Annotated in this window: 25 protein-coding genes; 19 read left to right on the forward strand and 6 right to left on the reverse strand. The window is 62.3% G+C overall.

All coding sequences use genetic code 11. The annotated features are described in order from the left end of the window. The first annotated feature begins 13 nt into the window (after nucleotides 1-13). From ACODTD_RS23845 to relB (ACODTD_RS23920), 16 genes are all read left to right on the forward strand, one after another. The gene (locus ACODTD_RS23845; protein WP_221615680.1) at nucleotides 14-967 is read left to right on the forward strand and encodes a peptidylprolyl isomerase; all 954 of its coding nucleotides are present in this window, start codon (nucleotides 14-16) and stop codon (nucleotides 965-967) included. Nucleotides 968-1,203: 236 nt separating this feature from the next. Next, nucleotides 1,204-1,737, forward strand: a complete 534-nt coding sequence (locus ACODTD_RS23850; protein WP_039769033.1) for a response regulator — start codon at nucleotides 1,204-1,206, stop codon at nucleotides 1,735-1,737. Nucleotides 1,738-1,820: 83 nt separating this feature from the next. Continuing rightward, nucleotides 1,821-3,542, forward strand: coding sequence for a GspE/PulE family protein (locus tag ACODTD_RS23855; protein WP_236191730.1), 1,722 nt, complete (start codon nucleotides 1,821-1,823; stop codon nucleotides 3,540-3,542). Continuing rightward, nucleotides 3,523-4,326 (forward strand): hypothetical protein, encoded by an 804-nt coding sequence (locus ACODTD_RS23860; protein ID WP_285354548.1) that lies wholly within the window; start codon nucleotides 3,523-3,525, stop codon nucleotides 4,324-4,326. The genes ACODTD_RS23855 and ACODTD_RS23860 overlap by 20 nt, the downstream gene beginning before the upstream one ends. Before the next feature lies 1 nt (nucleotide 4,327). Continuing rightward, nucleotides 4,328-4,873, forward strand: a complete 546-nt coding sequence (locus ACODTD_RS23865; RefSeq protein ID WP_007956129.1) for a PilN domain-containing protein — start codon at nucleotides 4,328-4,330, stop codon at nucleotides 4,871-4,873. Beyond that, nucleotides 4,860-5,408 (forward strand): GspMb/PilO family protein, encoded by a 549-nt coding sequence (locus ACODTD_RS23870; protein WP_011333432.1) that lies wholly within the window; start codon nucleotides 4,860-4,862, stop codon nucleotides 5,406-5,408. Before ACODTD_RS23865 ends, ACODTD_RS23870 begins: the two co-directional genes overlap by 14 nt. Further along, complete coding sequence (locus tag ACODTD_RS23875) at nucleotides 5,408-5,926, forward strand: hypothetical protein (protein WP_007956134.1); 519 nt, start codon at nucleotides 5,408-5,410, stop codon at nucleotides 5,924-5,926. Before ACODTD_RS23870 ends, ACODTD_RS23875 begins: the two co-directional genes overlap by 1 nt. Next, nucleotides 5,923-7,770 (forward strand): secretin N-terminal domain-containing protein, encoded by a 1,848-nt coding sequence (locus ACODTD_RS23880; RefSeq protein WP_221615683.1) that lies wholly within the window; start codon nucleotides 5,923-5,925, stop codon nucleotides 7,768-7,770. The genes ACODTD_RS23875 and ACODTD_RS23880 overlap by 4 nt, the downstream gene beginning before the upstream one ends. A gap of 2 nt (nucleotides 7,771-7,772) precedes the next feature. Beyond that, nucleotides 7,773-8,246, forward strand: a complete 474-nt coding sequence (locus ACODTD_RS23885) for a type II secretion system protein (protein WP_064378909.1) — start codon at nucleotides 7,773-7,775, stop codon at nucleotides 8,244-8,246. A gap of 5 nt (nucleotides 8,247-8,251) precedes the next feature. Then, nucleotides 8,252-8,626, forward strand: coding sequence for a type II secretion system protein (locus ACODTD_RS23890; protein ID WP_011333435.1), 375 nt, complete (start codon nucleotides 8,252-8,254; stop codon nucleotides 8,624-8,626). Beyond that, a complete protein-coding gene (locus tag ACODTD_RS23895; RefSeq protein WP_201817625.1) occupies nucleotides 8,601-9,140 on the forward strand; it encodes a type II secretion system protein in 540 nt (179 codons plus the stop codon). The genes ACODTD_RS23890 and ACODTD_RS23895 overlap by 26 nt, the downstream gene beginning before the upstream one ends. Then, nucleotides 9,137-9,529: a curli production assembly/transport protein CsgE gene (gene csgE, locus ACODTD_RS23900; RefSeq protein WP_039769043.1), complete on the forward strand. Its 393-nt coding sequence runs from the start codon at nucleotides 9,137-9,139 to the stop codon at nucleotides 9,527-9,529. The genes ACODTD_RS23895 and csgE overlap by 4 nt, the downstream gene beginning before the upstream one ends. Further along, nucleotides 9,526-9,957, forward strand: coding sequence for a curli assembly protein CsgF (locus ACODTD_RS23905; RefSeq protein WP_007956141.1), 432 nt, complete (start codon nucleotides 9,526-9,528; stop codon nucleotides 9,955-9,957). Before csgE ends, ACODTD_RS23905 begins: the two co-directional genes overlap by 4 nt. Nucleotides 9,958-9,986: 29 nt before the next feature. Further along, nucleotides 9,987-10,847: a CsgG/HfaB family protein gene (locus ACODTD_RS23910; protein ID WP_221615685.1), complete on the forward strand. Its 861-nt coding sequence runs from the start codon at nucleotides 9,987-9,989 to the stop codon at nucleotides 10,845-10,847. Nucleotides 10,848-11,730: 883 nt separating this feature from the next. Next, nucleotides 11,731-12,111, forward strand: coding sequence for a DUF6124 family protein (locus ACODTD_RS23915; protein WP_108560862.1), 381 nt, complete (start codon nucleotides 11,731-11,733; stop codon nucleotides 12,109-12,111). A gap of 72 nt (nucleotides 12,112-12,183) precedes the next feature. After that, the gene (gene relB / locus ACODTD_RS23920) at nucleotides 12,184-12,375 is read left to right on the forward strand and encodes a type II toxin-antitoxin system RelB family antitoxin (protein WP_085748461.1); all 192 of its coding nucleotides are present in this window, start codon (nucleotides 12,184-12,186) and stop codon (nucleotides 12,373-12,375) included. Nucleotides 12,376-12,455: 80 nt separating this feature from the next. Here relB (ACODTD_RS23920) and ACODTD_RS23925 read toward each other — a convergent pair whose 3' ends face one another. The 6 genes from ACODTD_RS23925 to ACODTD_RS23950 form a co-directional block, all read right to left on the reverse strand. Continuing rightward, the gene (locus ACODTD_RS23925; protein WP_489105289.1) at nucleotides 12,456-12,773 is read right to left on the reverse strand and encodes a type II toxin-antitoxin system RelE/ParE family toxin; all 318 of its coding nucleotides are present in this window, start codon (nucleotides 12,771-12,773) and stop codon (nucleotides 12,456-12,458) included. Beyond that, complete coding sequence (gene relB / locus ACODTD_RS23930; protein ID WP_085712084.1) at nucleotides 12,730-12,936, reverse strand: type II toxin-antitoxin system RelB family antitoxin; 207 nt, start codon at nucleotides 12,934-12,936, stop codon at nucleotides 12,730-12,732. Before relB (ACODTD_RS23930) ends, ACODTD_RS23925 begins: the two co-directional genes overlap by 44 nt. A gap of 267 nt (nucleotides 12,937-13,203) precedes the next feature. Next, nucleotides 13,204-14,655, reverse strand: coding sequence for a curlin (locus ACODTD_RS23935; protein ID WP_011333441.1), 1,452 nt, complete (start codon nucleotides 14,653-14,655; stop codon nucleotides 13,204-13,206). Nucleotides 14,656-14,681: 26 nt separating this feature from the next. Beyond that, nucleotides 14,682-15,146 carry a curlin gene (locus ACODTD_RS23940; RefSeq protein WP_011333442.1) on the reverse strand — a complete coding sequence of 155 codons (465 nt, stop codon included), beginning with the start codon at nucleotides 15,144-15,146 and terminating at the stop codon, nucleotides 14,682-14,684. A gap of 70 nt (nucleotides 15,147-15,216) precedes the next feature. After that, nucleotides 15,217-17,451: an Ig-like domain-containing protein gene (locus ACODTD_RS23945; RefSeq protein WP_201817620.1), complete on the reverse strand. Its 2,235-nt coding sequence runs from the start codon at nucleotides 17,449-17,451 to the stop codon at nucleotides 15,217-15,219. Nucleotides 17,452-17,486: 35 nt separating this feature from the next. Then, nucleotides 17,487-18,833, reverse strand: a complete 1,347-nt coding sequence (locus tag ACODTD_RS23950) for a hypothetical protein (RefSeq protein ID WP_011333444.1) — start codon at nucleotides 18,831-18,833, stop codon at nucleotides 17,487-17,489. A gap of 318 nt (nucleotides 18,834-19,151) precedes the next feature. Between ACODTD_RS23950 and ACODTD_RS23955 the strand changes: the two genes are divergently transcribed. The 3 genes from ACODTD_RS23955 to ACODTD_RS23965 all read left to right on the forward strand — a co-directional run bounded on the left by ACODTD_RS23955 (nucleotide 19,152) and on the right by ACODTD_RS23965 (nucleotide 24,655). Then, nucleotides 19,152-20,600 (forward strand): sensor histidine kinase, encoded by a 1,449-nt coding sequence (locus ACODTD_RS23955; protein WP_489105290.1) that lies wholly within the window; start codon nucleotides 19,152-19,154, stop codon nucleotides 20,598-20,600. Nucleotides 20,601-20,759: 159 nt separating this feature from the next. Beyond that, nucleotides 20,760-23,567 carry a multicopper oxidase domain-containing protein gene (locus ACODTD_RS23960; protein WP_285354571.1) on the forward strand — a complete coding sequence of 936 codons (2,808 nt, stop codon included), beginning with the start codon at nucleotides 20,760-20,762 and terminating at the stop codon, nucleotides 23,565-23,567. Nucleotides 23,568-23,584: 17 nt separating this feature from the next. Beyond that, nucleotides 23,585-24,655 (forward strand): SCO family protein, encoded by a 1,071-nt coding sequence (locus tag ACODTD_RS23965; RefSeq protein ID WP_285354546.1) that lies wholly within the window; start codon nucleotides 23,585-23,587, stop codon nucleotides 24,653-24,655. The last annotated feature ends 65 nt before the right edge of the window (nucleotides 24,656-24,720 follow it).

Here is a 24,720-nt window from a genome sequence, read left to right on the forward strand (position 1 = left end):
GGAGGCCCTGATCATGAAGCTCAAAACCCTGTGTTGGCTGCTGACAGGCTGGTTGTCGGTGGGAATGGCAAACAATGAGCCGGTGGCCGCCCGGGTCAACGGCGAGGCGATTTCCGAGTTTCGCCTGGAACGTTTTTTCGCCGAGTACCTGGAAGATCAGGGCCGCGCCGTGGCGAGCATCCGCAACCCCAAGGCCTATAAACAACTGCGTCAGGCCGCGCTGGACACGCTGATCGACAAGGAATTGCTCTGGCAGGAATCGCGCAAGCGTGGGGTGAAGATCGATGAGCAAGCCGTGCGCGAACAGGTCGAACGGACTCGCACCGCCATTGGAGGCACCGAGAAATTCCTCCAGCGTTTGCAGGACGCCGGTTTCGATGAGGCCTCGTTCACCGAGTACACCCACCGCGAACTGGCGGCGCAGCGGATGTTTGCCGAACTGACCCAAGTCCAGGCCCCGGACGAGCAGACGGTGCGGGCGTTTTTTGCACAACACCGCGCTGAAATGGCCGCACCGGAGCAGGTCCAGGCCCGGCACATTCTGATCAAGGTTGCCGGCGATGCCGATGCCGCCACGGTTGAAGCGGCGCGACTACGCTTGATGCAGATGCGTGCGGCTATCGCAGGGGGGCAAACCTTTGCTAGCGTCGCGCAATCGGGATCGGAAGATGTCACCGCCAGCCAGGGCGGGGACCTGGGGTATTTCGCCCGTGGGCAGATGGTGCCGGCCTTCGAAACGGCAGCGTTTGCCCTCAAGCCTGGTGAAGTCAGCGAGGCGGTGCGCACACCGTTCGGCTGGCATTTGATTTTTGTCGAGAACCACAAGGAGGCGGCCGATGTCCCAGAGGAGCAAGGGCTGGAAACAGTCAGGGCGTACCTCGCCCGACAGCAACAGACCCAGGCTCGTCGTCAGGTGCTCGCGCAATTACGGGCAGAGAACAGGATCGAACGAATTGACGACGACTGAAGGTTCCCCCCCAATAGTGGGGAATGGCTTCGATGCCCATTCAGGTGCTTCCCCGTTTCTGGGGAACGGGGTACCGGGACGAGCGGGCATTTCCATTCAATTCAAGGACATGAAGACAAAAAATTACCGGCATTCAGCCTGGCATGAAGTGTGCGTTACCTCTTGTGAGGCGCACTCCAGCAGGTTCGGGTCATTGAATTTCAATTGCCGGCACTTGAGGTTTCAGGGAGTCCACCTTGGTTAACAAAGTACTGGTTGTCGAAGACGAACAGCTGCTTGCACAGAACCTTCAGGATTATCTGTCGGCGCAAGGGCTGGAAGTCCGGATTGCACATGACGGCGCAGAGGGAATCGGCCTGGCCGAGACTTTCGCCCCCGACGTGCTGGTGTTCGATTACCGCTTGCCCGATATGGAAGGGTTCGAGGTGCTCGACGCGGTCCGCCAGAACAGGACGTGTCATTTCGTGCTGATAACGGGTCACCCGACCGCTGAAGTCTGTGAGCGGGCGCGGCAACTGGGGGTCAGTCACATCCTGTTCAAACCGTTTCCTTTGGCGGAACTGGCCCGAGCTGTCTGCGACCTTCTGGGGATCCAGCGCGAAGCGAAACCCGGTGCGAGCCCATCCGAAGGCTTTGTCGAACGACGCCAGAGCAGGACCGAGAGCTTCCCGTTGCAGTTGTACGATGGCAGTTGGGTGCTGGCGGACCGCCGACGAAACCGGTCGGAGGTCATGGCACCGGACGACGATCAAATGCTCACCGGGGAGTAATGGCGCGATAGACGTTCCGGCACTCGCCGAATTCGCCTCCCGCGCCGTCAGGGCCTCAAGCCCCGGGTGTTGGAGAGCAAGCCATGGATCGTCTGTCCGTTGTCGTCGAACCGCTGTCGGTCAACCCTCCACAGGAGGCACAGACCCCGCCACGCTTTTCCAGTGAGCAACTGGCCCAGGCCCGGGCACGGGCCAGCACGTCCGGGGAACGGGTGCTCGATGCACTGGCCGTGCTCTGTGAACTGGCGCCGATGCCGTTCATTGCCAGCCTCGGCGCCACCCTGCATTACCCGGTGCTCGACACCGACACGCTGTTTCTGGCGAGCCCGGTGTTCGACCGGGTCACCCTCGCGCAATGCCTCAAACGTGAATTCATCCTGCTGCGCCACAACGACGAAGTCATCGGCGTGTTCGCCGACCCCTTCGACACCGCGCGCCTGGCCTGGATCGACGAATGCCTGCACGGCGCGCCGCTGTATCTGGTGCACGCCGATGACCTCAAGGCCTATCTGGCCCGCCACGAAGAAAGCTTCCACGCGGTCGAATCGCTCAATGCTCAGGCTGACGCCGGCAGCGAGACCGACACCCTGCAAAGCCTGTCGCTGACCAGCATCAGCGAAGACTCGAGCGTGGTGGTGAAACTGGTCAACTCGACCCTCTACGACGCGCTGAAAATGCACGCCAGCGACATCCACCTCGGCACCACCGGCCAGGGGCTGGTGATCAAGTACCGGATCGACGGCGTGCTGAACAACATCGGCAAGATCCAGGGCAGCGAGTTCGCCGAGCAGGTGATCTCGCGGGTCAAGGTCATGGCCGAACTGGACATCGGCGAAAAACGCGTGCCCCAGGACGGTCGCTTCAAGATCGGCATCAGCGGTCGGCAGATCGACTTCCGGGTGTCGATCATGCCGAGCATCTTCGGTGAAGACGCGGTGCTGCGGGTGCTGGACAAACAGGACCTGGCCGACAAGGTCTGCGGCGTGCAACTGCAAGCGCTGGGCTTTGAAGACGAAACCCTGCGCCAACTGCGTCGCCTGGCCGCCGAACCCTACGGCATGGTGCTGGTGACCGGCCCCACCGGCAGCGGCAAGACCACCACGCTGTACGCGATGATCACCGAGATCAACCACGGCGTGGACAAGATCATCACCATCGAAGACCCGGTGGAATATCAGCTGCCCGGCGTGCTGCAAATCCCGGTCAACGAGAAAAAAGGCCTGACCTTCGCCCGTGGCCTGCGCTCGATCCTGCGTCACGACCCGGACAAGATCATGGTCGGCGAGATCCGCGACCCGGACACCGCACAGATCGCCGTGCAATCGGCGCTCACCGGTCACCTGGTGTTCACCACCATCCACGCCAACAACGTGTTCGACGTGATCGGTCGTTTTACCCAAATGGAAATCGACCCCTACAGCCTGGTCTCGGCGCTCAACGCGATTCTCGCCCAGCGCCTGATCCGGCTGGTGTGCAGCAGTTGCAGCACGCCGGTCAACCCGAGCGATGAAGAGCTGCGCGCCTCGGGCCTCGACCCACAGAAAGTCGATCACTACCACTTCGTCCACGGCAAGGGCTGCGGCCACTGCCGGGGCAGCGGCTATCGCGGACGCACGGCGATTGCCGAACTGCTGCACCTGGACGACGAACTGCGGCAGATGATCGTCGAGCGCCAACCCATCACCCAGATCAAAGCCCTGGCCTGCGCCCGTGGTTTGCGCCTGTTGCGCGAATCGGCGCTGGAGCTGGTGGAGCACGGTCGGACCACGCTGGAGGAGATCAATCGTGTCACTTTTATCGCGTGATCAATTTATCGCCGTGCTCGGCGCCAGCGGTGTCGGCCTCGGTCAGCGCCGGGGCAGCGACACCCTGTGGCTGGGCAGCGTCGGCTACATCGACGAAGGCTTTCAGAGCTACGCGGTGGCGCTGGACACCCTCGACCGTCTGCTCGGCGAACACACCCGTGCCGGTGCCGAGCTGAGCGTGGTGATCTCCGGCCACTTCAGCCGCTTCTGTCTGGTGCCGTGGAGCGAGCAGATCAGCAGCCCTGACGAACTGCGCGGCTTCGCCCAACTGTGCTTCGAAGACCTGTTCGGCGCCCCGACCCAACCGTGGAGTCTGGTGTTGTCGGCCGAGCCGGCCGGGCATGACCGGATCGCCAGTGCCTTGCCGCAGGACTTGCTGGAACGCCTGCGCACGCTGGTCAGCGGTCGCGGCCTGCGCCTGCGTTCGGTGCAGCCGTACCTGATGACCGCGTTCAACCGCTTCGACAAAAGCCTCGACGCCGGCGACTTCCTGTTCATCGTCGCCGAACCGCAACGCAGCGTGTTGCTGCTGGCAAGGGAAGGGCGCTGGTCGTCGGTGCGTTCGGTGGGCGGCAGCGACAGCGACGCGGCACTCAGCGCGCTGATCGGTCGTGAACGGCAACTGCAAGCCTCCACCAGCGAACGCGCCTTCAACGTTTATCTGCACGCCCCGGCGCGCCTCGATGCGCAACCGGATGTGGCGGGGGTGCACCTGCGCACCCTCGAAGACGACTCGATGACCGTGCGTGACGCCTTGTACGTCATGTCCCGGGCGGTGGCCTGACATGCGCGCCTTGAACCTCGACTTCCAGCCTCGTCCGCGTTCCGGCCCGTTGGGCTGGAGCCTGCTCGGCGGCGGTGTATTGCTCGCGCTGGTGTGCTTCGGCGTGCAGCAGCACCTCGGCGATCAGGCCGAACAACAGCAAGGTCACTTGCAGCACACCCAGCGCCAGCTCACCGGCGACAGCGGCAGCAAGACAACGCTGAGCCCGGCGGAAACCCGCGAGCAGGCGCAGAACCTTGCTGAAATGCGCAAGGTCTCGCAGCAACTGCGCCGCCCCTGGGAACGCCTGTTCGCCATGCTCGAAGCCATGCCGCGCGACGACATCGCCTTGCTGACCCTGACCCCGGATGCGCGCAAGGGCCAGGTGCGGATCAGCGCCGAAGCCCGCGATCTGCAAGCGATGCTGGATTTCCACAAACGGCTGGAGGCCAGTGACGAGCTGTCCGACGTGTCGCTGCTGAGCCACGAAATCGTCGTCAAATCGCCGGAGCAACCGGTGCAATTCAACCTGTCGGCGACCTGGGAGATAGGCGATGCGAATCCCTAGACTGATCGTTCACGAATACCTGCAAGGCCTCGGCGTACCGGGCCTGGCCGGTCTCGCGCTGCTGCTGGTCACGCTGGCCTGGGCACTCGGCGGTTTGCTGCCGGGCTGGCAATCGCTGCAACAGCTCAGCCAGCAGACCCAGGAAGCCACCGAGTACCTGGCCAAGGTCGAAGACGGCAGCATCGCCCCGCCCGTGGTGCCGCAACGTCAGCTGGATGATTTCCGTAACAAGCTGCCGGCCCAGCCGCAAGCCACCGTCGCCATCGACCGCATCTACGCGTTGGCCGCGCAGGAGCACATCACCCTGGCGCGCGGTGAATACGCCCTCGGCGTCGATCCCAAGACCCATCTGGCGCGCTACCAGATCCTGTTGCCGGTGCGCGGCAGCTATCCGCAGCTGCGCCGTTTCCTGCACGCCTTGCTCGGCCAGTTGCCGGCGGTGGTGGTGGAAGACGTCGAGTTTCAACGCAAGAAGATTGCCGACACCGACCTCAGCGGCCGGATCCGTATGACCCTCTACCTGTCGAGGTCGTGATGGACACCAAACGCATAACCGGCTGGGTGGCGTTCTTCGGCGTGGCGGCGGCGCTGGCCTGGTTGCCGGAATATTTCTCGCCGAGCGACGAGGCGGATTCGACCGAAGTCGCCGTGGCCAGCCCGGCGAAAGCCAGCGCCCGTGGCGCCTTGCCCGCCAGCAGCGCCAAGGCGAATGCGGCGCCGATCAAGGACCTGAGCCCGGCCGGCGACCTGTTTGCGAGCAAATCCTGGAAGGCCGCGCCGACTCTGGCGACGGTCACCGAACAAGCGATCAACCCGACCCCGGTGGTGCAAGCCCCGAGCCTGCCACCGGTGCCGTTTCAGTTCGTCGGCAGGCTGCATGACCGCAGCGACCTGCAGGTGTTCTTGCAGGACGGCGAGAAAATCTACGTCGTGCGCAGCGGGGATGTGATCGACGACACCTGGAAGATTGCGGCGATTTCCGATGTGGAACTGAGCCTGGTCTACCTGCCTTTGCATTTGTCGCAGACCTTGTCTGTGGGGAGTACGCAATGAACAGATCCCGTTTGCTGATGAGCCTCGGCCTGTGTGCCGGGCTGGCCGCGTGCAGTTCCGCGCAGGTCGCCAACAAGGAAGCCGCCGACCTGATCGATCAGGGGCAGTACGAGGCGGGCCTGGCCCGGATCGAGGAAGGCTTGCGGGAAAATCCGCGCGACACCGAGCTGCACCTGCTGCTCAACAGCGGCCGGGCCAAGGCGATCACCGCGCTGCTGACCTCCGGCGACACCGACCGCGCCCGCCGCGACTTCGCCTCGGCCCGCACCGCCTACAGCCGGGTGCTGACCATCGAGCCGAACAACCGCCGCGCCCAGGATGCCCTGCGCCAGCTCGACTACCTGCGCAGCATGGATGAGAAACTTGAGCTGGCCCGTGGCGACCTGCGCCGGGGCGACATCTACGGCGCCGACCGTCAGGTCAAACAGATCCTTGAACTCGACCCGAAAAACGACGGCGCGCTGGAGCTGCAAGGCAACATCCGTCTGGTGCAGAGCCGCAACGTGATCCAGTACCCGCAACTGCGCACCCGGCTTGATCGCCCGGTGACCCTGGAATTTCGCGACGCCAACCTCAAGACCATTTTCGAAGTGCTGTCGCAGGTTGCCGGCCTGAATTTCATCTTCGACAAGGACCTGCGTCCGGACATGAAAGCCACGATCTTCGTGCGTGACGTGCGCATCGAAGACGCCGTGCAACTGCTGCTGCAACAGAACCAGCTGCACCAGAAAGTGGTGAACGAAAACACCTTGCTGATCTTTCCGGACTCGCCGCAGAAGCTCAAGGATTACCAAGAGCTGGTGATGCGCACCTTCTATCTGACCAGCATCGACGCCAACACCGCGCTGAACATGATCAAGACCATGCTCAAGACCCGTGACGTGTTCGTCGACGAACGCCTGAACACCCTGACCATGCGCGACACCGAAGACGCCGTGCGCATGGCCGAGAAACTCCTGCAATCGCAAGACCAGTCCAACCCCGAAGTGGTGCTGGAAGTGGAAGTGATGGAAGTGGCCACTCAGCGCATTCTCGATCTGGGTCTGCAATGGCCAAACACCTTCGGCGTGGTCAACAGTGACGGTTCGGCGGTGAGCATTCTTGATCAGCTCAAAGGCATCAACTCCAGCCGCATCTCAATCGCGCCTTCGCCGCAAGCCAAGATCAACGCCCAGGACAACGACATCAACACCCTGGCCAGCCCGGTGATCCGCGTCAGCAACCGCGAACAGGCGCGCATCCATATCGGTCAGCGCGTACCGATCATCAGCGCCACCTCAGTGCCATCCACTCAAGGCCCGGTGATCACTGAAAGCGTGACCTACCTCGACGTCGGTCTGAAGCTCGAAGTGCAGCCGACCGTGCACCTGAACAACGAAGTGGCGATCAAGATCGCTCTGGAAGTGAGTAACGCCACGCCGCTGGAACCGACCCGCCAGGGGACGATTCCGGTGCAGGTCGACACCCGCAACGCCCAGACTTCGCTGCGTCTGCATGACGGCGAAACCCAGATCCTCGCCGGCCTGATGCGCAACGACCACGGCGCCACCGGCAACAAGATTCCGGGCCTCGGCGACATTCCGGGTCTGGGTCGGTTGTTCGGCAGCAACAAGGACACCATCGGCAAATCGGAACTGGTGCTCTCGATCACCCCACGGATCGTGCGCAACCTGCCGTACCAGAGCCCGTCGGACATGGAATTCCCCACCGGCACCGAAACCAGCATGCACATCCAGGCGCCGGACCGTTCGCAGAGTTACTCGATGCCGACGCCTGCCGCGCAGCCTCGTGCAGTCGGTGAAGCGGCCGTGGCCACCACCCGTGTAACCGTCGAGAAGCCTTGATCATGAACGCCTCCCAACGCGGTTTTACCTTGATCGAAGTCGTGGTGACGCTGGCCCTGATCGGCCTGCTGGCCGGCATGGCCGCGCCGCTGACCGAGACCCTGGTACGGCGTGGCAAGGAGCAGGAACTGCGCACCGCGCTGTATCAGATTCGCGATGGCATCGACGCCTACAAGCGTGCCTTCGATGCCGGCTACATCGAGAAATCCCTGAACAGCAGCGGCTATCCGCCGAACCTGAAAGTGCTGGTCGAAGGCGTGCGCGACGTGCGCAGTGCCAAGGGGGCGAAGTTCTACTTTCTGCGCCGGATACCGCGGGATCCGCTGGTGCCGGCCAAACGTGACGACAACGGCGGTTGGGGCCTGCGGGCCTACAACAGTTCGGCCCAGAACCCGCGCGATGGCGAGGACGTGTTCGACGTCTACTCCCTCGCCAGGGGCCGTGGCCTCAACGGCATCGCGTACCGCGAGTGGTGACTCTCATGCGCCGGGAAAAGGGGTTTACCTTGCTCGAGCTGATGGTGGTGATGGCGATCATCGCGACCCTGATGACCATCGCCTTGCCACGCTACTTCAACAGCCTCGAGGCCTCGAAAGAGACCACGTTGCACCAGAGCCTGTCGGCCATGCGCGAGGCGCTCGATCACTACTACGGCGACACCGGGCGCTATCCCGACTCCATCGAGCAACTGGTGGAGATGCGTTACCTGCGCAACGCGCCGCTGGACCCGATCACCGAACGCAATGACCAATGGGTGCTGATCGCACCACCGGACGGTGTGGCGGGCGGCGTCGCCGACATCAAGAGCGGAGCTACCGGGAGGGCGCGTGATGGCAGCCAGTATTCCGAGTGGTAAGCACGCGGAGCAGGGTGGGTTCACCTACCTGGGCGTGCTGTTCCTGATCGTGATCATGGGCATGGGCCTGGCCAGTGCCGGCGAGTTGTGGTCGACCGCGTCGCGCCGCGATCGCGAGAAGCAATTGCTGTGGGTCGGCACCCAGTACGCCCAGGCGCTGCGCAGCTACTACCGTAGTTCGCCGGGCCTGGCGCAGTACCCGAAAGAGCTGGTCGACCTGTTGCAGGACGAACGTTTTCCGGAAGCCCGCCACCATTTGCGTCAGCTGTATCCGGACCCGATCGGCGGCGGCGAATGGGCACTGCAACGGGGTTTCGACGGACGCATCACCGGCATCAACAGTGCCTCCACCGAGGTGCCGTTGAAGCAGGCGGACTTCCCGTCGCAGTGGTCGGATTTCGAAGGCATGCAGCGTTATTCGGACTGGCAGTTCGTGGCTGAAAAAGCCTTTCTCGATGGCACCAACGGCCCGGCGAAGGGCCAGTCGGCATTGCCACAGGCGTTGCAGCCATGAGCCGCCATGTGTGGTGCGCGTTGATCCTCGCGGCCGTGGCGTCTTTCGCCAGTGCCAGCGAAGAAGACGAAATGATGGGCTTCATCGTCGACGACACGATCTCGCACATCGGCCACGACTTTTACTACTCGTTCAGCGAGCGCCTGCGCGACACCAGCCGCATGGATTTCAACCTGGTGGTGCGCGAGCGCCCCGACGCGCGCTGGGGGAGCCTTGTGACCGTCGAGTATCAACAACGCCTGGTGTATCGGCGCTTCCTGCCGCCGAACACCGTGGAACTGAAGGACGAGGCCTACGAGGCCGCCGACTCGGTTCGACTGGAGGTCGTCCGGCGCAAGCTGGAAGCCTTGTTGCAGGACACCACCGACCTTGAGAAGGACGAACTATGAACACGACAACGTTCTCACGGCGCAGCGGATTCTGGATCTCGGGGTTGTTGATCGGGCTTGCCAGCGCCGCTGCCGTCCAGGCCACCGAACTGGTCTACACGCCGGTCAACCCGTCGTTCGGCGGCAACCCGCTCAACGGCACCTGGTTGCTCAACAACGCCCAGGCACAAAACGACCACGACGATCCGGATCTCAAGAAACGCTCGACGGTGGCCGGTACTTCGGCGCTCGAACGTTTCACCAGCCAATTGCAGTCACGGTTGCTGGGGCAACTGCTGGACAACATCTCCACCGGCAACACGGGGAGCCTGTCCACCGACGCTTTTATCGTCAACGTCGTTGATGACTCGGGGGCCCTCACGATCGAGGTGACCGACCGAGCGAGCGGCGAAGTTTCCGAAATTCAGGTGAACGGCCTCAACCCATGACGGGATGACGGTTCCGGGGAGAGATGGACATGAAAAAAATAATTGCGCTAGGGCTGATGTTGGCAGCATTACAAGGGTGCAGTCTGCGCGAGCCGATGCCGGCCGAGCAGGACACCGATACCCCGACCCTGACCCCCAGGGCCTCGACCTACTACGACTTGCTGAAAATGCCGCGACCCAAGGGCCGGCTGATGGCGGTGGTGTACGGCTTCCGTGACCAGACCGGGCAGTACAAACCGACCCCGGCCAGTTCGTTTTCCACCAGCGTCACCCAGGGCGCGGCGTCGATGTTGATGGACGCCATGCAGGCCAGCGGCTGGTTTGTGGTGCTGGAACGTGAAGGGCTGCAGAACCTGCTGACTGAACGCAAGATCATTCGCGCTTCGCAGAAGAAACCGAATACGCCGGTGAACATCCAGGGTGAGCTGCCACCGTTGCAGGCGGCGAACATGATGCTAGAGGGCGGGATCATCGCTTACGACACCAACGTGCGCAGCGGTGGGGAAGGGGCGCGGTATCTGGGGATTGATCTGTCCCGTGAGTACCGGGTGGATCAGGTGACGGTGAATTTGCGTGCGGTGGATGTGCGTAGCGGGCAGGTGTTGGCGAATGTGATGACCAGCAAGACGATTTATTCGGTGGCGCGCAGTGCGGGGATTTTCAAGTTTATCGAGTTCAAGAAGTTGCTTGAGGCTGAGGTCGGGTATACGACCAATGAGCCGGCGCAGTTGTGTGTGCTTTCGGCAATTGAGGCGGCGGTGGGGCATATGGTGGCGCAGGGGATTGAGCGGCGGTTGTGGCAGGTGGCGGGGGATGCTTCTACCCCTGGGCAGGATGATGTTTTGAATCGGTACCTGACTCAGAACAAGATTGATCCGGAGGCTGAGTGAACTTGGCGGCCTTTGGGCCGACCAGGTTCTTTGGTTGTTTTGGGTACATATCCGTTGCTGCGGTAACGGCTTCTTATGGTTTCGCCCTTACGGCGACTCCCTTTGGCAAACGCCCCAAAGGAAGCAAAGGTCTGGGCCCCGGCGTTCGGCCCCTCGCTGGGGCTCGGGGTTCCTTCGCTCCGGGATTCATCCGGGGGCATCGCCTCCGGTTTGCTTCGCTGCACCTCCTCTCGATGTGTTTGGCTTCGCCAAACTGTCGCTTCGCTCCCACCCCCGGATGAATCCCTCCACTCAGCCTTCCGATGGGGCCGGCACGTCAAGAGCGGTACTCGAGCTAACGCTCATTGTTTGGTTTGGTGTGGGCGCAGATTGTGTAGGTGGGGTTCGTTGTTTGGTTTGGTGGGGGCGCAAGAATGTGTAGATGGGTTTGGTTTTGATTTTTTGTTTTGAAAGCTTGAGTTCAACTCGATGGTTCAGGTCGATGTAACTCGAATGAACAACTCGGTCGGCTCCCTCTCCCCCCGGGAGAGGGCTGGGGTGAGGGCCAGCGTCCTGAAGTCTGTTTAAAAACGTGTCTGAATACACCGAACCTTCCCACAAGGTTTTCAGGTTGTACGTCGGAAGCGCGGGCTCTAGCCTGTTTCGGTCGCTGCCAATTCAGCGATCGGGCATGGAAACCCGCGTAACAACAGAGCGCACAAGCGCCATTCATAACGTATCCTGCGCACCCTCATGGTGTGCACTTTGTTATGGCGGCTGTGCGTAGGAGACCTCGTGTCTGCCGGGTTGCTCTGTCCCGGGTTTCCAGCCTGCGTACAGCTGCCACCTATTCGCTTGGAAACCGAATAGGGCCAGCTATAACCGTCATACAGGGTAAAAAATCATGAAGAAACCAACACCCAACCCACCCGAAACCCAAGCCAACCCCGAAACCGACCCAACCTCCCCATACACCTCCACCACCTCCAGAAAACTCCACGAAGCCGCCGAACGCGCGCTCGATCATTACCTCTGCCCCGGCGCCCACATCATGGGCAGCGTCAACGAACCCGCGCGGATGTACCTCGCCAACCCGGCCTACAACACCGAATCCCTGCTCGCCAACGCCAGCGAATCCCTGGGCTCTGCCAGCGAAATGCTAAACAACTTCGCCGCCACCCTCGACCCGGCCCACCGCAAGACCGCCCTGGGCATTGCACAGATCCTCATGCTGGGTGAACTGGCCGTGAATCAGGCCTTGGATCACGTCGAACTGAAGGGCTGATCCAGCACATCCCCAATAAAAAAACGCGGCCCAGTAATGGGTCGCGTTTTTCACATTCGAACTGGAGTCACCATGGATCCCCTGATCTCCCCAATCATTTCAGACTTCGAAAGCGAAGAGCAGGCCGCCAGCTACGACCGCTGGTTGATTGCCAAAATACAGGCTTCAATCGATGACCCACGACCCAGCATTCCGAATGAGCAGGTGATGGCTGATATGTCGGCCCTGATGGAGGACAAACGAAGAAAGCATGAGGCGGGGTGAGGCTCTCGCAGCGGCAATACGAAAAAACCGCGATCCCTGACAGGAGCGCGGTTTTTGTTTGGAACGGAGCGAGCAACGTACTAGAAAAAACGACGTCGCGGGTACTCCTGACGCGTGTGCAGTACGTTCACGATTTCTATTCGATCAGTTACCCGATAGATGATCAGATAACTCGAATGTACAACAGCTTCTCGAGTGCTCGGGATCCGACCGGTTCGATAGAGGCGAGGATGTTCCAGAAGGTTGGATGCAGCTTTTCCAATCGCCCTGACGAGCTCTCTGGCTGCTCTCGGATGTCTTTCTGTTATGAAGTCGATAATTAGCATCAGCTTGGCCCGTGCTTCGGGCCTCCACTCAATCGACCTCGAAACCATTGTCTTTTGCCTTGAGCAAGGCATGTATCTCAGCCATCACCTGGTCATGCGAAATATTCGGACGCGGATCATCGAGAGAAGCCTGTACTTCGGCCCGAAACCAACGGTCATAACTCGCAGCCTGCTCCTCAGGACCAAGATCCGAAACAACCGGGCACAGTGGGTCGATCAAAGACGGGTCGATCATGGAACCTCCGGGTTTGGTGCCTGGAAGTCTATTCGGTAACGGAATCGCTGTCGTCGCTGTCTGGATGAATTGCATGTGGGCCAAGCTCCATGGGGATCAAGTTGTCCCGGCAAATCCTAGAGCCTGCACTTCCGACGGCCAACCGCCAGAATTCGTCAGAAAACTCCCCGAATTTCTGAAAACGTTCCGTTTTCCGTAGGACGCCACTCAAGCGTCAGCGCAAAAAAAACCGCGACCTCAAGATCGCGGTTTTCCAACACCCAACACTTACTGCTGCAAAACCGTCGCCTGGTTAGCCGACCCGAACTGCTGAATATTCGCGGTCTGCGTCATCCCGCTCTGATCCACATTGGCAATGTTCCCGGTGCCGCCCTGGGTTACATACGCCACGTTCATGGTGTCAGCCTGTTTGACGGTGATCATGTTGTCGCTGCCATACAGCTGCGCGGTGTAAGCCTGGTTGCCGGTGCCGGATTGATCGAATTCGGCGCTGTTGCCCGAGCCGTTCGATGAGCCCTGCACCAGGTTGGTGGTGCCGCGTTGGTCGGCGATGAGGATGTTGTCGCTGCCGTTCTGATCGAAGTACAGCTCGTTGTAGGAATCCGCCTGGCTGACCGTGGTTTTGTTGCCAGTGCCGGTCTGATTGGTGGTCATGATCTGGCCGATGCCGTCCTGGGTGAAGCTGGCGATGTTGCCGTTGCCGGTCTGATTGACCGTGGCGCGCTGGTTGCTGCCGAACTGGCCGCCATGTTGCGGGCCTTTCCAGTTGCTGGCGTAGACCTTGTTGTCGTTGCCCACCGAGGTGGCGTTGAGGGTGTGGCTGTCGCCGTTCTGGTAGGTGAAGTGCACGTTGCCGTTGCCGACTTGATACAGGGCCAGGGTCGAGTTGACCGATTCGAACTGGTCGGCATAGATGGCGTTGGTGTTGCCGACCTGGGTGACGGCGGCGGTGTTGTTTTCGCCGAAGCTCTGGTCGACCACGGTTTCGTTGCTGTCGCCGTACTGGTTGACGGTGGCCTGGCTGGCCAGTTGCGAGTCTTGCCAGATTTCGGTGCCGTTGAGGTTGCCGAACTGGTTGATGGTGATGGTGCCGCCGGTGCCGTTGCGCTGGTCGCCGTAGGCGTAGTTGCCTTCGCCGGCCTGGTTGATGCCGATCTGGCCGCCGTTGTGCAGCACTTGTTCGGCGGTGCCGTAGTTGGCGGTGCCGTACTGGGTGATCACCGAGCTGTTGCCGGTGCCTTCGTACAGTTGCTCGATGTTGGCTTCGTTGCTGTCGCCGAACTGGAAGGTCTTGCCTTCGCTGCCGTTCTGCGAGTCCTGGTAGACGAACGAGAAGTTGCCGGTGCCTTGCTGTTGTTGCAGGGCCTGGTTGCCGGCGCCGAAGCCGAGGGACTGGCTGGCGTGGGCGGTGTTGAAGGCACCGGTCTGTTGTTGGGTGATGGTGCTGTTGTCTTCGAAAAGCTGCTCGGCGTAACCGGCGTTGTAATCGCCGACCGCGTCCTGGGTGATGACGCTGGTGGCGGTGTCCTGCACGGCGGCGGCGTTGTTGCCCTGGCCCAGTTGGGTCTGGGTCGCGGTGCTGAACGGGGCCTGGGTCTGCTTCACATCAGCGATGTTGGCCGTACCGAACTGGCTCTGGGTGGAAAGGCTGTCGTCGGCCATGGCCTGGGCACTGATCATGACCAGGATGGCGGCGGTGAGGGGCGTCAGTTTGAACATGATGAACTCTCCGATGATTGCAGTGCTTAGCGATATTGCTTGACCGAAACGCTCATGCCGTTGCCCGACTGGCTCACGGCGCTTTGCAGCCCCGTGCCGGCCTGCTCGATGCTGGCGTCGTTGTTGTTGCCGTTTTGCGAAATCTGCGCACGGTTGTGGCTGCCGGTTTGCGTGATGGACGCGGCGTTGCCGGAGCCGTTTTGCGTGATCAAGGCCATCAGGTCGCTGCCTTGTTGCAGGATGTACGCCTCCTGATTGCTGCCCGACTGCACGATCTTGCCCAGCAGCGACTGACCGTTCTGCGAGAGCAGGGCGAGGTTGACCTGGCCGTTCTGGTCGATCAGGGCTTGCTGGCCCACGGGGGGCGGCAGTTCGCCGAGATCGGCGCTGTTGGGCGCCAGGTCGTCGTTTTCCATCAGGTCGTCGGCGCGCACGCCCGCACTGACGCACAGGGCGAGCAGGCAAAGCAGGGCGGCGGTCGGCGTGTTCATGGCAAATATCCTCTCGGGCGTTAACCGTTGAGCGTTGCCCCGCCTGCCCGAAAGCAGGCGGGGCACTGGCTCAGAGCGTGGTCACCGACACCGTTCGCACGGTGCCCTGGGACGAGCGGATCGTGGCGGTCGGGTTGGCTGATGGCACGACCAGCGTGTTGTTCAGCGTCAGCCGCCAGCGTCCGGTCACCGGTACCGTGGTGGTGCCCAGCGTTACCAGCCCGGTCGGGGTGGTGACCTGCACGGTGATGGTGTTGCCGGTGGTCACCGACGAGGTACCGGCGAAGTCCCAGTTGAAGCGGCCGCCGGAACGGGCCTGCACGGTCGAAGTGGTGATCGTGAAGGTTTCCGCCGCTGGCCGTGGCGACACTTGCACCGTGACGGTCGCCGGCGTCGACTGGGCGCCGAAGCTGTCCCGGGCGATGTAGGTGAAGGTCGTGGTGAAGGCCGTGGTCACGGTGGCCGGTGGGGTGTAGGTGATCACCGTGCCGTCCGTGCTTACCGTGCCGCGTCCTGCCGGCGGTTGGGTCAGGCTGGCGACGCCCAGCGGCACATTGCCCTCCGGATCGGTGTCGTTGGCCAGGACGTTGATCGGGATCGCGACACCGAGGGTGGCGACACTGTCGGCAACGGCGGTCGGTGGCCGGTTCGGCGCGACGCTGATCGTTACCGTGGCCGGGTTCACCGAGGCCAGGCCTTTGTTGTCCTGGGCCTTGTAGGTGAAGGTGGTGGTCAGCGGAGTATTGACCACGGCTGGCGGGGTGTAGACCACCGACGTGGTGCCGTTCAGGGCCACGGTGCCTTGGCCGGCTGCCGGTTGAGTCAGGGCAGTGATGCTCAGCGGCACATTGCCGTCGGGGTCACTGTCGTTGGTCAACAGGCTGAGGGTGATCGGCACGCCGAAGCTGGTGCTGCCGGTGTCGGCGACGGACAGTGGCGCCTGGTTCTCACCGGTGTCCGGTGCTGCACCGACCACTACGACTGGCTCGGTGTCGCTGCCGCCGGCGGCGGATTTCACCGTGACGGTGGCGGGTGGCTGGGTCAGGTCGGCCACGGTGATTTTTTGCAGCGTGCCGGTTTTCGACAGGCGTCCGTAGCCCTGCGCAACCATGTCCGGCACCGCAACTTCATCGGTCGAGGTGGCTTCGATCAGCAGGCTGTGGCTGGCCCAACTGTAGCGGGCGGTCTGGATTTTCACCACGTCGGTGAGTTTGGCCGAGACGGCAGTCGGACGGGTCGTGCCGGCCGGGTTGGTGGCGGTCACGACCACCACCGACGGCAAGGTGCCGGTGCCCAGGCGCTGGCCGAAGAACAGCCCGTTGTTGTCACCCAGCAGACTGGTCTCGCAAGGCGTCGGCGGCGGGCCGGGCAGCAGCGCTACCGTTTCGCGGAAGCACAGGGTCGAGCTGCTGTCGGCCTTGGCAAACACTTCGGCGCGCACACCGGCCGAGGTACGGCGATAGGTGGCGCGGTCGACGGCGACGTGGGTTTGCTGACGATTGTCGAGGACCTTGCCGGCGACGGTGAACAGGTTGGTCTGAATCGAGCCAACACCCGACGGACCGTCGATCCGCAGGAAGTTGGTGTTGAACGGGCTGCCGGTCACCGCTTCGGTGAGGTTCGGGTCGCCGACGAAAGTTTCGATGCCGCCGGTGTCCGGGTTCACTTCGGTGTACGGGCCGTTGATGCTGCGCAGGAACGGTCCGATGGCACCGTTGAGCGCGCCACTGAAGTTGCCCGGCGCACCGATGCCGATGTCTTTGGTGATGTTGATCGCCCGCCGGCCAGGGGTGGTGACGTTGACGGTTTCAACGCCGTACGGGTGGGTGATGGTGTAGGTGCCGGCCACCGGGACGTTCACCCGGATGCGGATCCGCGCGAAGCTTTGCTGATCGCCATCCACCGGATTCCCCGAGGCGAACGCCGCTTCGATCCCCGCCACGTAGGCATCCACGCCGAAACCGGCGCCGTTGTTGGGGATCGCGGTTTCCGCCAGGAACCAGAAAGCTTCCGGCGGCCAGTTGTCCGGGAACACCATCGGCAGGGTGTCATCGAACACGCCCGGTTCCGGCAGCAGGGTGCACATGTACGCCGGCGGGGTGCTGACCGGCACCCGCGAACTGGCGGCGCGCGACTGGCAGAGCTCCATCGACAGTTGATTGTTGTCCTGATACCACATCGGGAATTTCCCGGTGGCGAAGGTGTAGGGGCCGGGATCGACGGCGGCCAGTTGCGCGAACGCACTGCCGGTCAGCGAGATTGTCAGCCCGAGCGCGTTGAGCGCGAAGCGTGGCCACTTGTTCATGATGCCTCCTGATGCGGATCTGGGCATGTGAGCGTTCATTGCACGATGACCACTTCTTCGGTATCGCTGCCGCCGTTGGACGACGTCACCCGAACCTTGGCCGGTGGTATCGGCGTGATCCCGGTGGCCAGGGTTTTCTCCGCACCGTCGCCACCCAGCGCACCGATAGCGGCGCCGGTGTCGGAGGTGGCGGTGAGCACCGGTGGCGAGGTTTCGTCACTGGTCGTGGCCACCACGGTCAATTGCCCGGAACTGAGGCTGTACTCGGCGCGCTGGATCACCACCAGGTCGGTCAGGGTCATGGGCAGGGTGGTCGGCGAGCTGGTGGCGATCGCCAGGTGGTTGTCGGCGGTCACTTGCAACACGGCCGGCAAAGTCGGGTTGACCGCCGATTGCGCATACCAGCTGCCGGTGCTGTCGGCTTCTTTCATGTTCACCACGGGCGTGCTGCTGGTGATGGCCGCGGTGCCCGGTGCCGGCGGGGCTTTGACGAACACGTCTTGTTGGGCCACTGGTGCGCTTTCACCGGGCTTGCGCGAGTAGGTGCTGCGCTCAGTGATCAAAGGCGTTGGCCGCACCACTGTCGACAACTTGCCGGACACGGCGAAAGTCGTGCTGCGCAGGTCGATGCCACCGGGGCCTTCGATGCGTACGAAGTTGGTGTTGAACGGGCTGCCGGTTACGGCCTCATTGAGGTTCGGATCGCCCACGAACTGCTCGGCCGCACCGGTCAACGGGTTGGTCTCGGTGTACGGCCCGTTGACGCTGCGCAGGAACGGGCCGATGTCACCCTTGAGCGCGCCGTCGTAGGTTTGCGGGGTGCCGATGCCGATGTCGCGGGTCATGTTGATCGCGCGCCGGCCGGGGGTGTCGACGGTGAACACATCGACGCCGTAGGGGTGGGTGATGACGTAGGTGCCGGCGGTGGGCACATCGACCCGGATGCGGATCCGCGCGAAGCTGATCTGGTCGCCCTCCACCGGATCACCGGCGGCAAAGGCAGCTTCGACGGCGCTGACGTAAGTCAGATTGATGCCGCGTGCCGCATCGACGATGGAGGTATCGCCAGTGAACCAGAAGGCTTCATCGGGGAAGTTGGTGGGGAATACGAGCGGTTGCGTGTCATCGAACACGCCGGGGGTCGGCAGCAGCGAGCACATGTAAGACGGGGCGCCCGGGGTGCTCGGCACGCGTGAGCTGAGTGCTTTGGACAGGCACAGATCCAGGGTGCGACCGTGGGTGTCCTGATACCAGCTGGCGAAACCGCCATTGGCCGGTGTGTAGGGACCCGGGTCGACGGCGAACAGAGCGGCCTGGGCAATGCCCTGGGCCAAGGCGCTCACGACCAGGACGGTCGCGGTTTTGGACAGTAAAGGGTGCATGAGTTAATCCCTCTATCAAAGTACCTGCCCCTTGGGGATGGGTCAGTTGCAGAGGGCTTTACAACTTCCATACCAACGACCGGCCAACCGACCGCAAAGGCCCGTGGCGCAAGGGCTGGAAGCTGGACACGCGGGAAGAGGGCGAACGTCCGGATAGGGCGACTGTCCCCAGCATTGGGGATTGTGGGGGCATGAACGCCTGGCGGTTTTCGCCTGACCGGGAAATCGGCTGAGTGTGGGGCCGTTCACCCCCCGCATCCGGGCAAACACCCAACCGTGGGCTATAACCCTATAGGGACGTATCGGGAAGTCGCCGCCATGAACATGCAGTCACAATCGCTACCGGTCGAGGAGGGCAGCCAGCGGCTGAACTCGCGCAAGCAGCCGTTCAACCTGTTGCGCTGGTTTTCATTGATCAGCATGGCGGTGATCGGCACCGTGGCGGTGGCGCTCGGGGCGGTGTCGACACGGTTCGTGATCGAAGAAAGCGTGCAGCGCGATGCCTTGCTGACCGCGCAGTTCATTCAGGCCATCGCGTCGGCGGAAGTGCGCCACGTCTCGATTCCCAATATCCGCACCATGGGCGAGTTGCTCGACCCTCGTCAGGACAACGATTTTCCCGATGTCGACCCGCAGGCCCGGGCCAGCGCCAGAGGTGAGTTTCTTGATCACATCGAGCATTTGCCGGATGTGATTCTCGCCAACGTTTATGCGCCGGATCGTACCGTGATCTGGTCGACCAACCCGGCGCTGGTCAACACCCGCATTCATGCCGACGAAGATCTTGACCGGGCGTTCGAGCAAAGGATCCCGGTGTCGGCGAGTTACCACAACGTAGACAAGGGCCGTGAAGAACAGAAGTTCGTGGTGCCGCCGGAATACATCTTCATTGAAAACTACATTCCACTGTTCGACGCCGAGGGCAAGAACGTCACGGCGATGGTCGAGATCTATAAGGAGCCCAAGGACCTGATCGCCCGCATGGAGCGCGGTCTGGCGCTGATCTGGCTGGCCACCGCGCTGGGCGGCGGGCTGATTTATCTGGGGTTGTACTGGATCGTGCGCCGGGCGGCGATTCTGCTGGCGGCCCAGCAAAAACAACTGATCGCCAACGAAACCTTTGTTGCGCTGGGCGAGATGTCTTCGGCGGTGGCCCACAGTCTGCGCAACCCGCTGGCGACCATTCGCTCGAGCGCCGAGCTGGCCCTGGAATTCGACGCCGGGCCGGCACAGAAGAACATCAAGGACATCATCGGCCAGGTGGATCGCATGTCGAAGTGGGTGCGCGAACTGCTGCAATCGCTGCGACCGCTCAATGACGACCCGGAACCGGTGAACCTGGTGGCGGCGCTGCACGACAGCCTGATGGCTTTCGAGCAGCAGATTGCCAAGGCTGGCGTGCACGTGGTGTTTCAACCTCAGCAGACGCCGATGGTGCTGAGCCATCCGGTGCAGCTCACACAAATCCTCAACAGCCTGCTGGCCAACGCGCTGGAAGCGATGGACAAGGGCGGCACACTGACCATCACCCTCGAACCGAGCGACAGCCGTGGCGTGAGCGTCATGCTCAGCGACACCGGCAAAGGCATGAGCGAAGAGCAGCGCAGCATGGCGTTCCGGCCGTTCTTCACCACCAAACAGGGCGGCCTCGGCGTGGGGCTGGTGCTGGTCAAACGGATCATGGAGCGCTTCGGCGGAGGCGTAAGCCTCGACAGCCGGGAAGGCAAGGGCACCACCGTTCGTCTGGCGTTTCAACTCATTCAGTAAATTGGGGTGAACTTCTCCCCAGCAGTGGGTGTCAGGCCCCAGTCACCGGGGAGTGGGGCATGCAACAGCACTCGCAAGCCCCTGTAACAACTGGAAATGATTTTTTGGCGAGTTAATTGCAAAACACCATCACCCCTTCCTTAGATGAGGCGGCTGATGATGGACAAAGCAATGCGTGACCCCAAAAAGCTGTTCCTGTTGACGCCACTGAGCGTCTTCCTGATGTTGGCCCTTGGCCAGATGACCGGGGTCCGAGCGAGCCCGATCGACGACGAGAATCAGCCGGAAGCGTCCGACCCGTCGGCCTATTACGACGAGCCCGAAGACCGCGCTGGCGCGCTCAATGCAATCCTGACGATGCCCGAGGCCAACTTAGACTCCTTCGATCTGCCTGACGGGGTCAAAGGCACGCGCAACACGACGCGCATGGAAAACATCCTGCCGCCCACCGTCCAGACCAGTTTCAATTACCCCACCAACGGCAAGCCAAGCCCGCTGTACGGTGCCCAGCCGTTCACTCAGCAACTGGTGCTGTTCGAAGAGTTCGGCCCGGAAAAACTCGACCCGACCACACCGGCCGCGCCGTTGAGTTTCCCGCCGGCCGCCATCGGCCCGGCGCCGGCGCAAGACCCGAACAACATCGCCCGCAGCGCGCCTCCCGGCACGGCGCTGGATGCGTTTTTGCGTCAACCGGGGCTCACGCCATTTCCGAGCCAGTATGCCAACACGGTTGACCGCAACCCTTGGCAGGCGCAGATCGAACTGTTTCTCAACCGTCACATCGGTTCCTCCGCCGAAGGCCGGCCACCGGGAAAAGGCTGGGCTCATCAGCGCTGGAACGAGTTCTACCCGCAAGTCGCCTACAAGACCGTGCAGACCGGTGCGCGGCTGAACGGTGGTCTGCGTGACAGTCGGCAGATGCACGGTTACGCGGTCGGCGAATTCGGCCCCGGCGGTCTGTACCACAACGTCGCGGGCGTGCCGGCGACCGATGGCACGGCCAAGGGTGTCGACCCACGGTTCCACCCGGCGATGCCGGTGCAGGACCACAACTCGGTGTGGACCTTCGACGGCACGCTGCCGCCGAAACTGTTGATGGTGCGCTACGGCCAACCGGTGCTGATGCGGCACTACAACGGTTTGCCGATCGACCCGTCGGCCAACCGCGGTTTCGGTCTGCACACCATCACCACCCACGAGCACAACGGCCATGCGCCAGCAGAAAGCGACGGTTATGCCAACGCGTTCTTCTTCCCCGGCCAGTTTTACGACTATCGCTGGCCGATCCAGCTCGCCGGCTACGACAGCATCAACACCAAGGCCGAAGATCCACGCGCCGCATTCCCCTGCGCACCGGGGGAAACCCTGTGGGTCAACGACCTGCAACCTGCGAAAAAGACCTGCGACCACGGAACCATCAGGATTCGTGGCGACTGGCGCGAAACCATGAGCACCCACTGGTTCCACGACCACATGCTCGATTTCACCGCGCAGAACGTCTACAAGGGCAACGCGGCGATGATGAACTACTACAGCGCCTTGGACCGTGGCAACGAATCGGTGAACGACGGCGTCAACCTGCGTTTCCCCAGCGGCAGCGCCTTGCCGTGGGGCAACCGCGACTACGACGTCAATCTGGTGTTCGCCGACAAGGCCTGGGATCAGCAGGGCCAGTTGTGGTTCAACCCGTTCAACACCGACGGCTTCATCGGCGATCAGGTGCTGGTCAACTGGCAATGGAAACCGACCCTCGACGTGCGGGCGCGCAGTTATCGCTTCCGCCTCCTCAATGGTTCGGTGTCGCGCTACTTCAAGCTCGCCCTGGTGCGTGAAGTCAAAGGCACCAGTGGTGAGTTCCAGGGGCCGAGAAACTCCGGTGTGTCGTACAGCCGGGTGCCGTTCCACATGATCGCCAACGACGGCAACATCATGGAACACAGCGTACCGTTCGACGGCACGATGGACCTGGATGCCGACGGCGACAAGCAGAACCACAACGCGATTCTGCCGACCCAGGGCATCGCCGAGCGGTTCGACATCATCGTCAACTTTGCGAAAAACGGCATCAAACCGGGCGACAAGCTGTTCTTCGTCAACCTGCAAGCCCAGGACGACGGCAAGGGCCCGAAAGAAGTGATCCCGCTGGCCGACGTGCTGTCGGAGAAATACCTGGCAGTCATCAAACAGACCAGCAAGGGTCCGCAATGGGATCGGGGTGACCCGGTGGTAGGCAAGGTCCTGCAACTCAACGTCAAGGCTTATACCGGCCAGGATCTGTCGATGAACCCGGCAGCCTACGAACCGGCCAAACCGGGCAAGGCCGAAGGCATGGTGATGATTCCGCTGAAGATCCACCGCGACAACGCTGCCGACAAGGCATTGCTGGCCAAGGCGCTGCACCGGACCTTCACCTTCGGTCGCGCCGACGGCACCGATGAAGCGCCGTGGACGATCAAGACCGATAGCGGTTTCGGCTTCCACATGGACCCACGCCGGTTGAATGCCTCGACCAAACTGGCCAGCGGCCCGACCGACGCCGGAGTCAGCGGCATCGGCACCCTGGAAGTGTGGAACATCAAGGCCGGCGGCACGGGCTGGAGCCATCCGGTACACGTGCACTTCGAGGAGGGGATCATCCTCAGCCGTGGCGGCAAGGCCCCGCCTGAGTGGGAAAAATGGGCGCGCAAGGACGTCTACCGGATCGGTTCGGAGGCCGACGGGCTGGACAACGTCGAGATGGCGATCAACTTCCGCGAGTTTGCTGGGACCTACATGGAGCACTGTCACAACACCCAGCATGAGGACAACTCGATGCTGCTGCGTTGGGACCTCGAGAAACCCGGGCAACTGCAGTTGATGCCGACACCGCTGCCTAGCTGGGATGGCGTGCGCTACGTCAACTCCGCCGCGCTGCCAACCTTCCGCACCGGCGACGGCTTCGGCCCGCAAGTGACCGTGAAACCATGAAACGGGAGGGAGCCGACATGAACCTGCCAACGCCGCGCTCCCGCGCCCTGGGCATGCACCTGATTCTGGTGCTGGTCACCTGCCTGCTCGGCAGCCAGGTGCTCATCGCCCATCAGGCGCAGCCCGAAGGCGCCAGTGAATCCGCCACCCCGTGGGGTGGCGACTATTTCCCCAACACCCTGCTGACCGACCAGGACGGTCGGCAGGTGCGTTTTTTCGATGACCTGATCAAAGACAAGGTGGTGGTGATCAATTTCATCTTCACCTCGTGCAGCGACTCCTGCCCACTGGAAACCGCGCGCCTGCGCCAGGTGCAGAAACTGCTGGGGGACCGGGTCGGGAAAGACATCTTTTTCTACTCGATCACCATCGATCCGCTGAGCGACACCCCCGCAGTGCTCAAAGCTTATGCGCAACGCTTCAAGGTCGGCCCCGGCTGGAAATTTCTCACCGGCGAGTTCGAAGACGTCACCGAGCTGCGCAAGAAGCTCGGGCTGTTTATCGAAGGCGTCGACAACGGCCGCACCAAGGATCACAACCTGAGCCTGATCGTCGGTAACCAGAGCACCGGGCGCTGGATGAAAGCCTCGCCGTTCGAGAACCCGTGGATCCTCGCCGACCAACTCGCCAACACGCTGCAGAACTGGAAGCAGGCCAGCAGCGAAGAAAGCTATGCCGATGCCCCGCAGATTCGTCCGCCGAGCAATGGCGAAGAGCTGTTCCGCACCCGCTGCGCTTCCTGTCACAGCCTCGGCCCGCAGGATGGCGAAGGCATCGGCATGCGCAACATCGGCCCGGACCTGATCGGTGTGACCCGTCAGCGCGACGCGGCCTGGCTCAATCGCTGGATCCGCGAACCGGATCGTGTGCTGGCGGAGAAAGACCCGATCGCAGTGCAACTGTATGAGCAATACGAGCGTATCCCGATGCCCAATCTGCGCCTGGACGAGGCCTCGGCGCAGTCGATCATCGACTTTCTGAGTGCCGAAACCGAGCGTCAGCATCCGTCCGTGCAGCCCTTGGCCGACGGGGCATTGACGCCAGTAAAACCGGCTTCTGCCAGCGAAACGGTGAGTCGAATGCAGTAGCGGCTAAATAGCATCATTGAACCGTGTGTCACGGTCATTGCCACCTACACTCATTCGAGAGAGGG

The sequence above is a fragment of the Pseudomonas sp. FG35 genome, assembly GCF_057809295.1.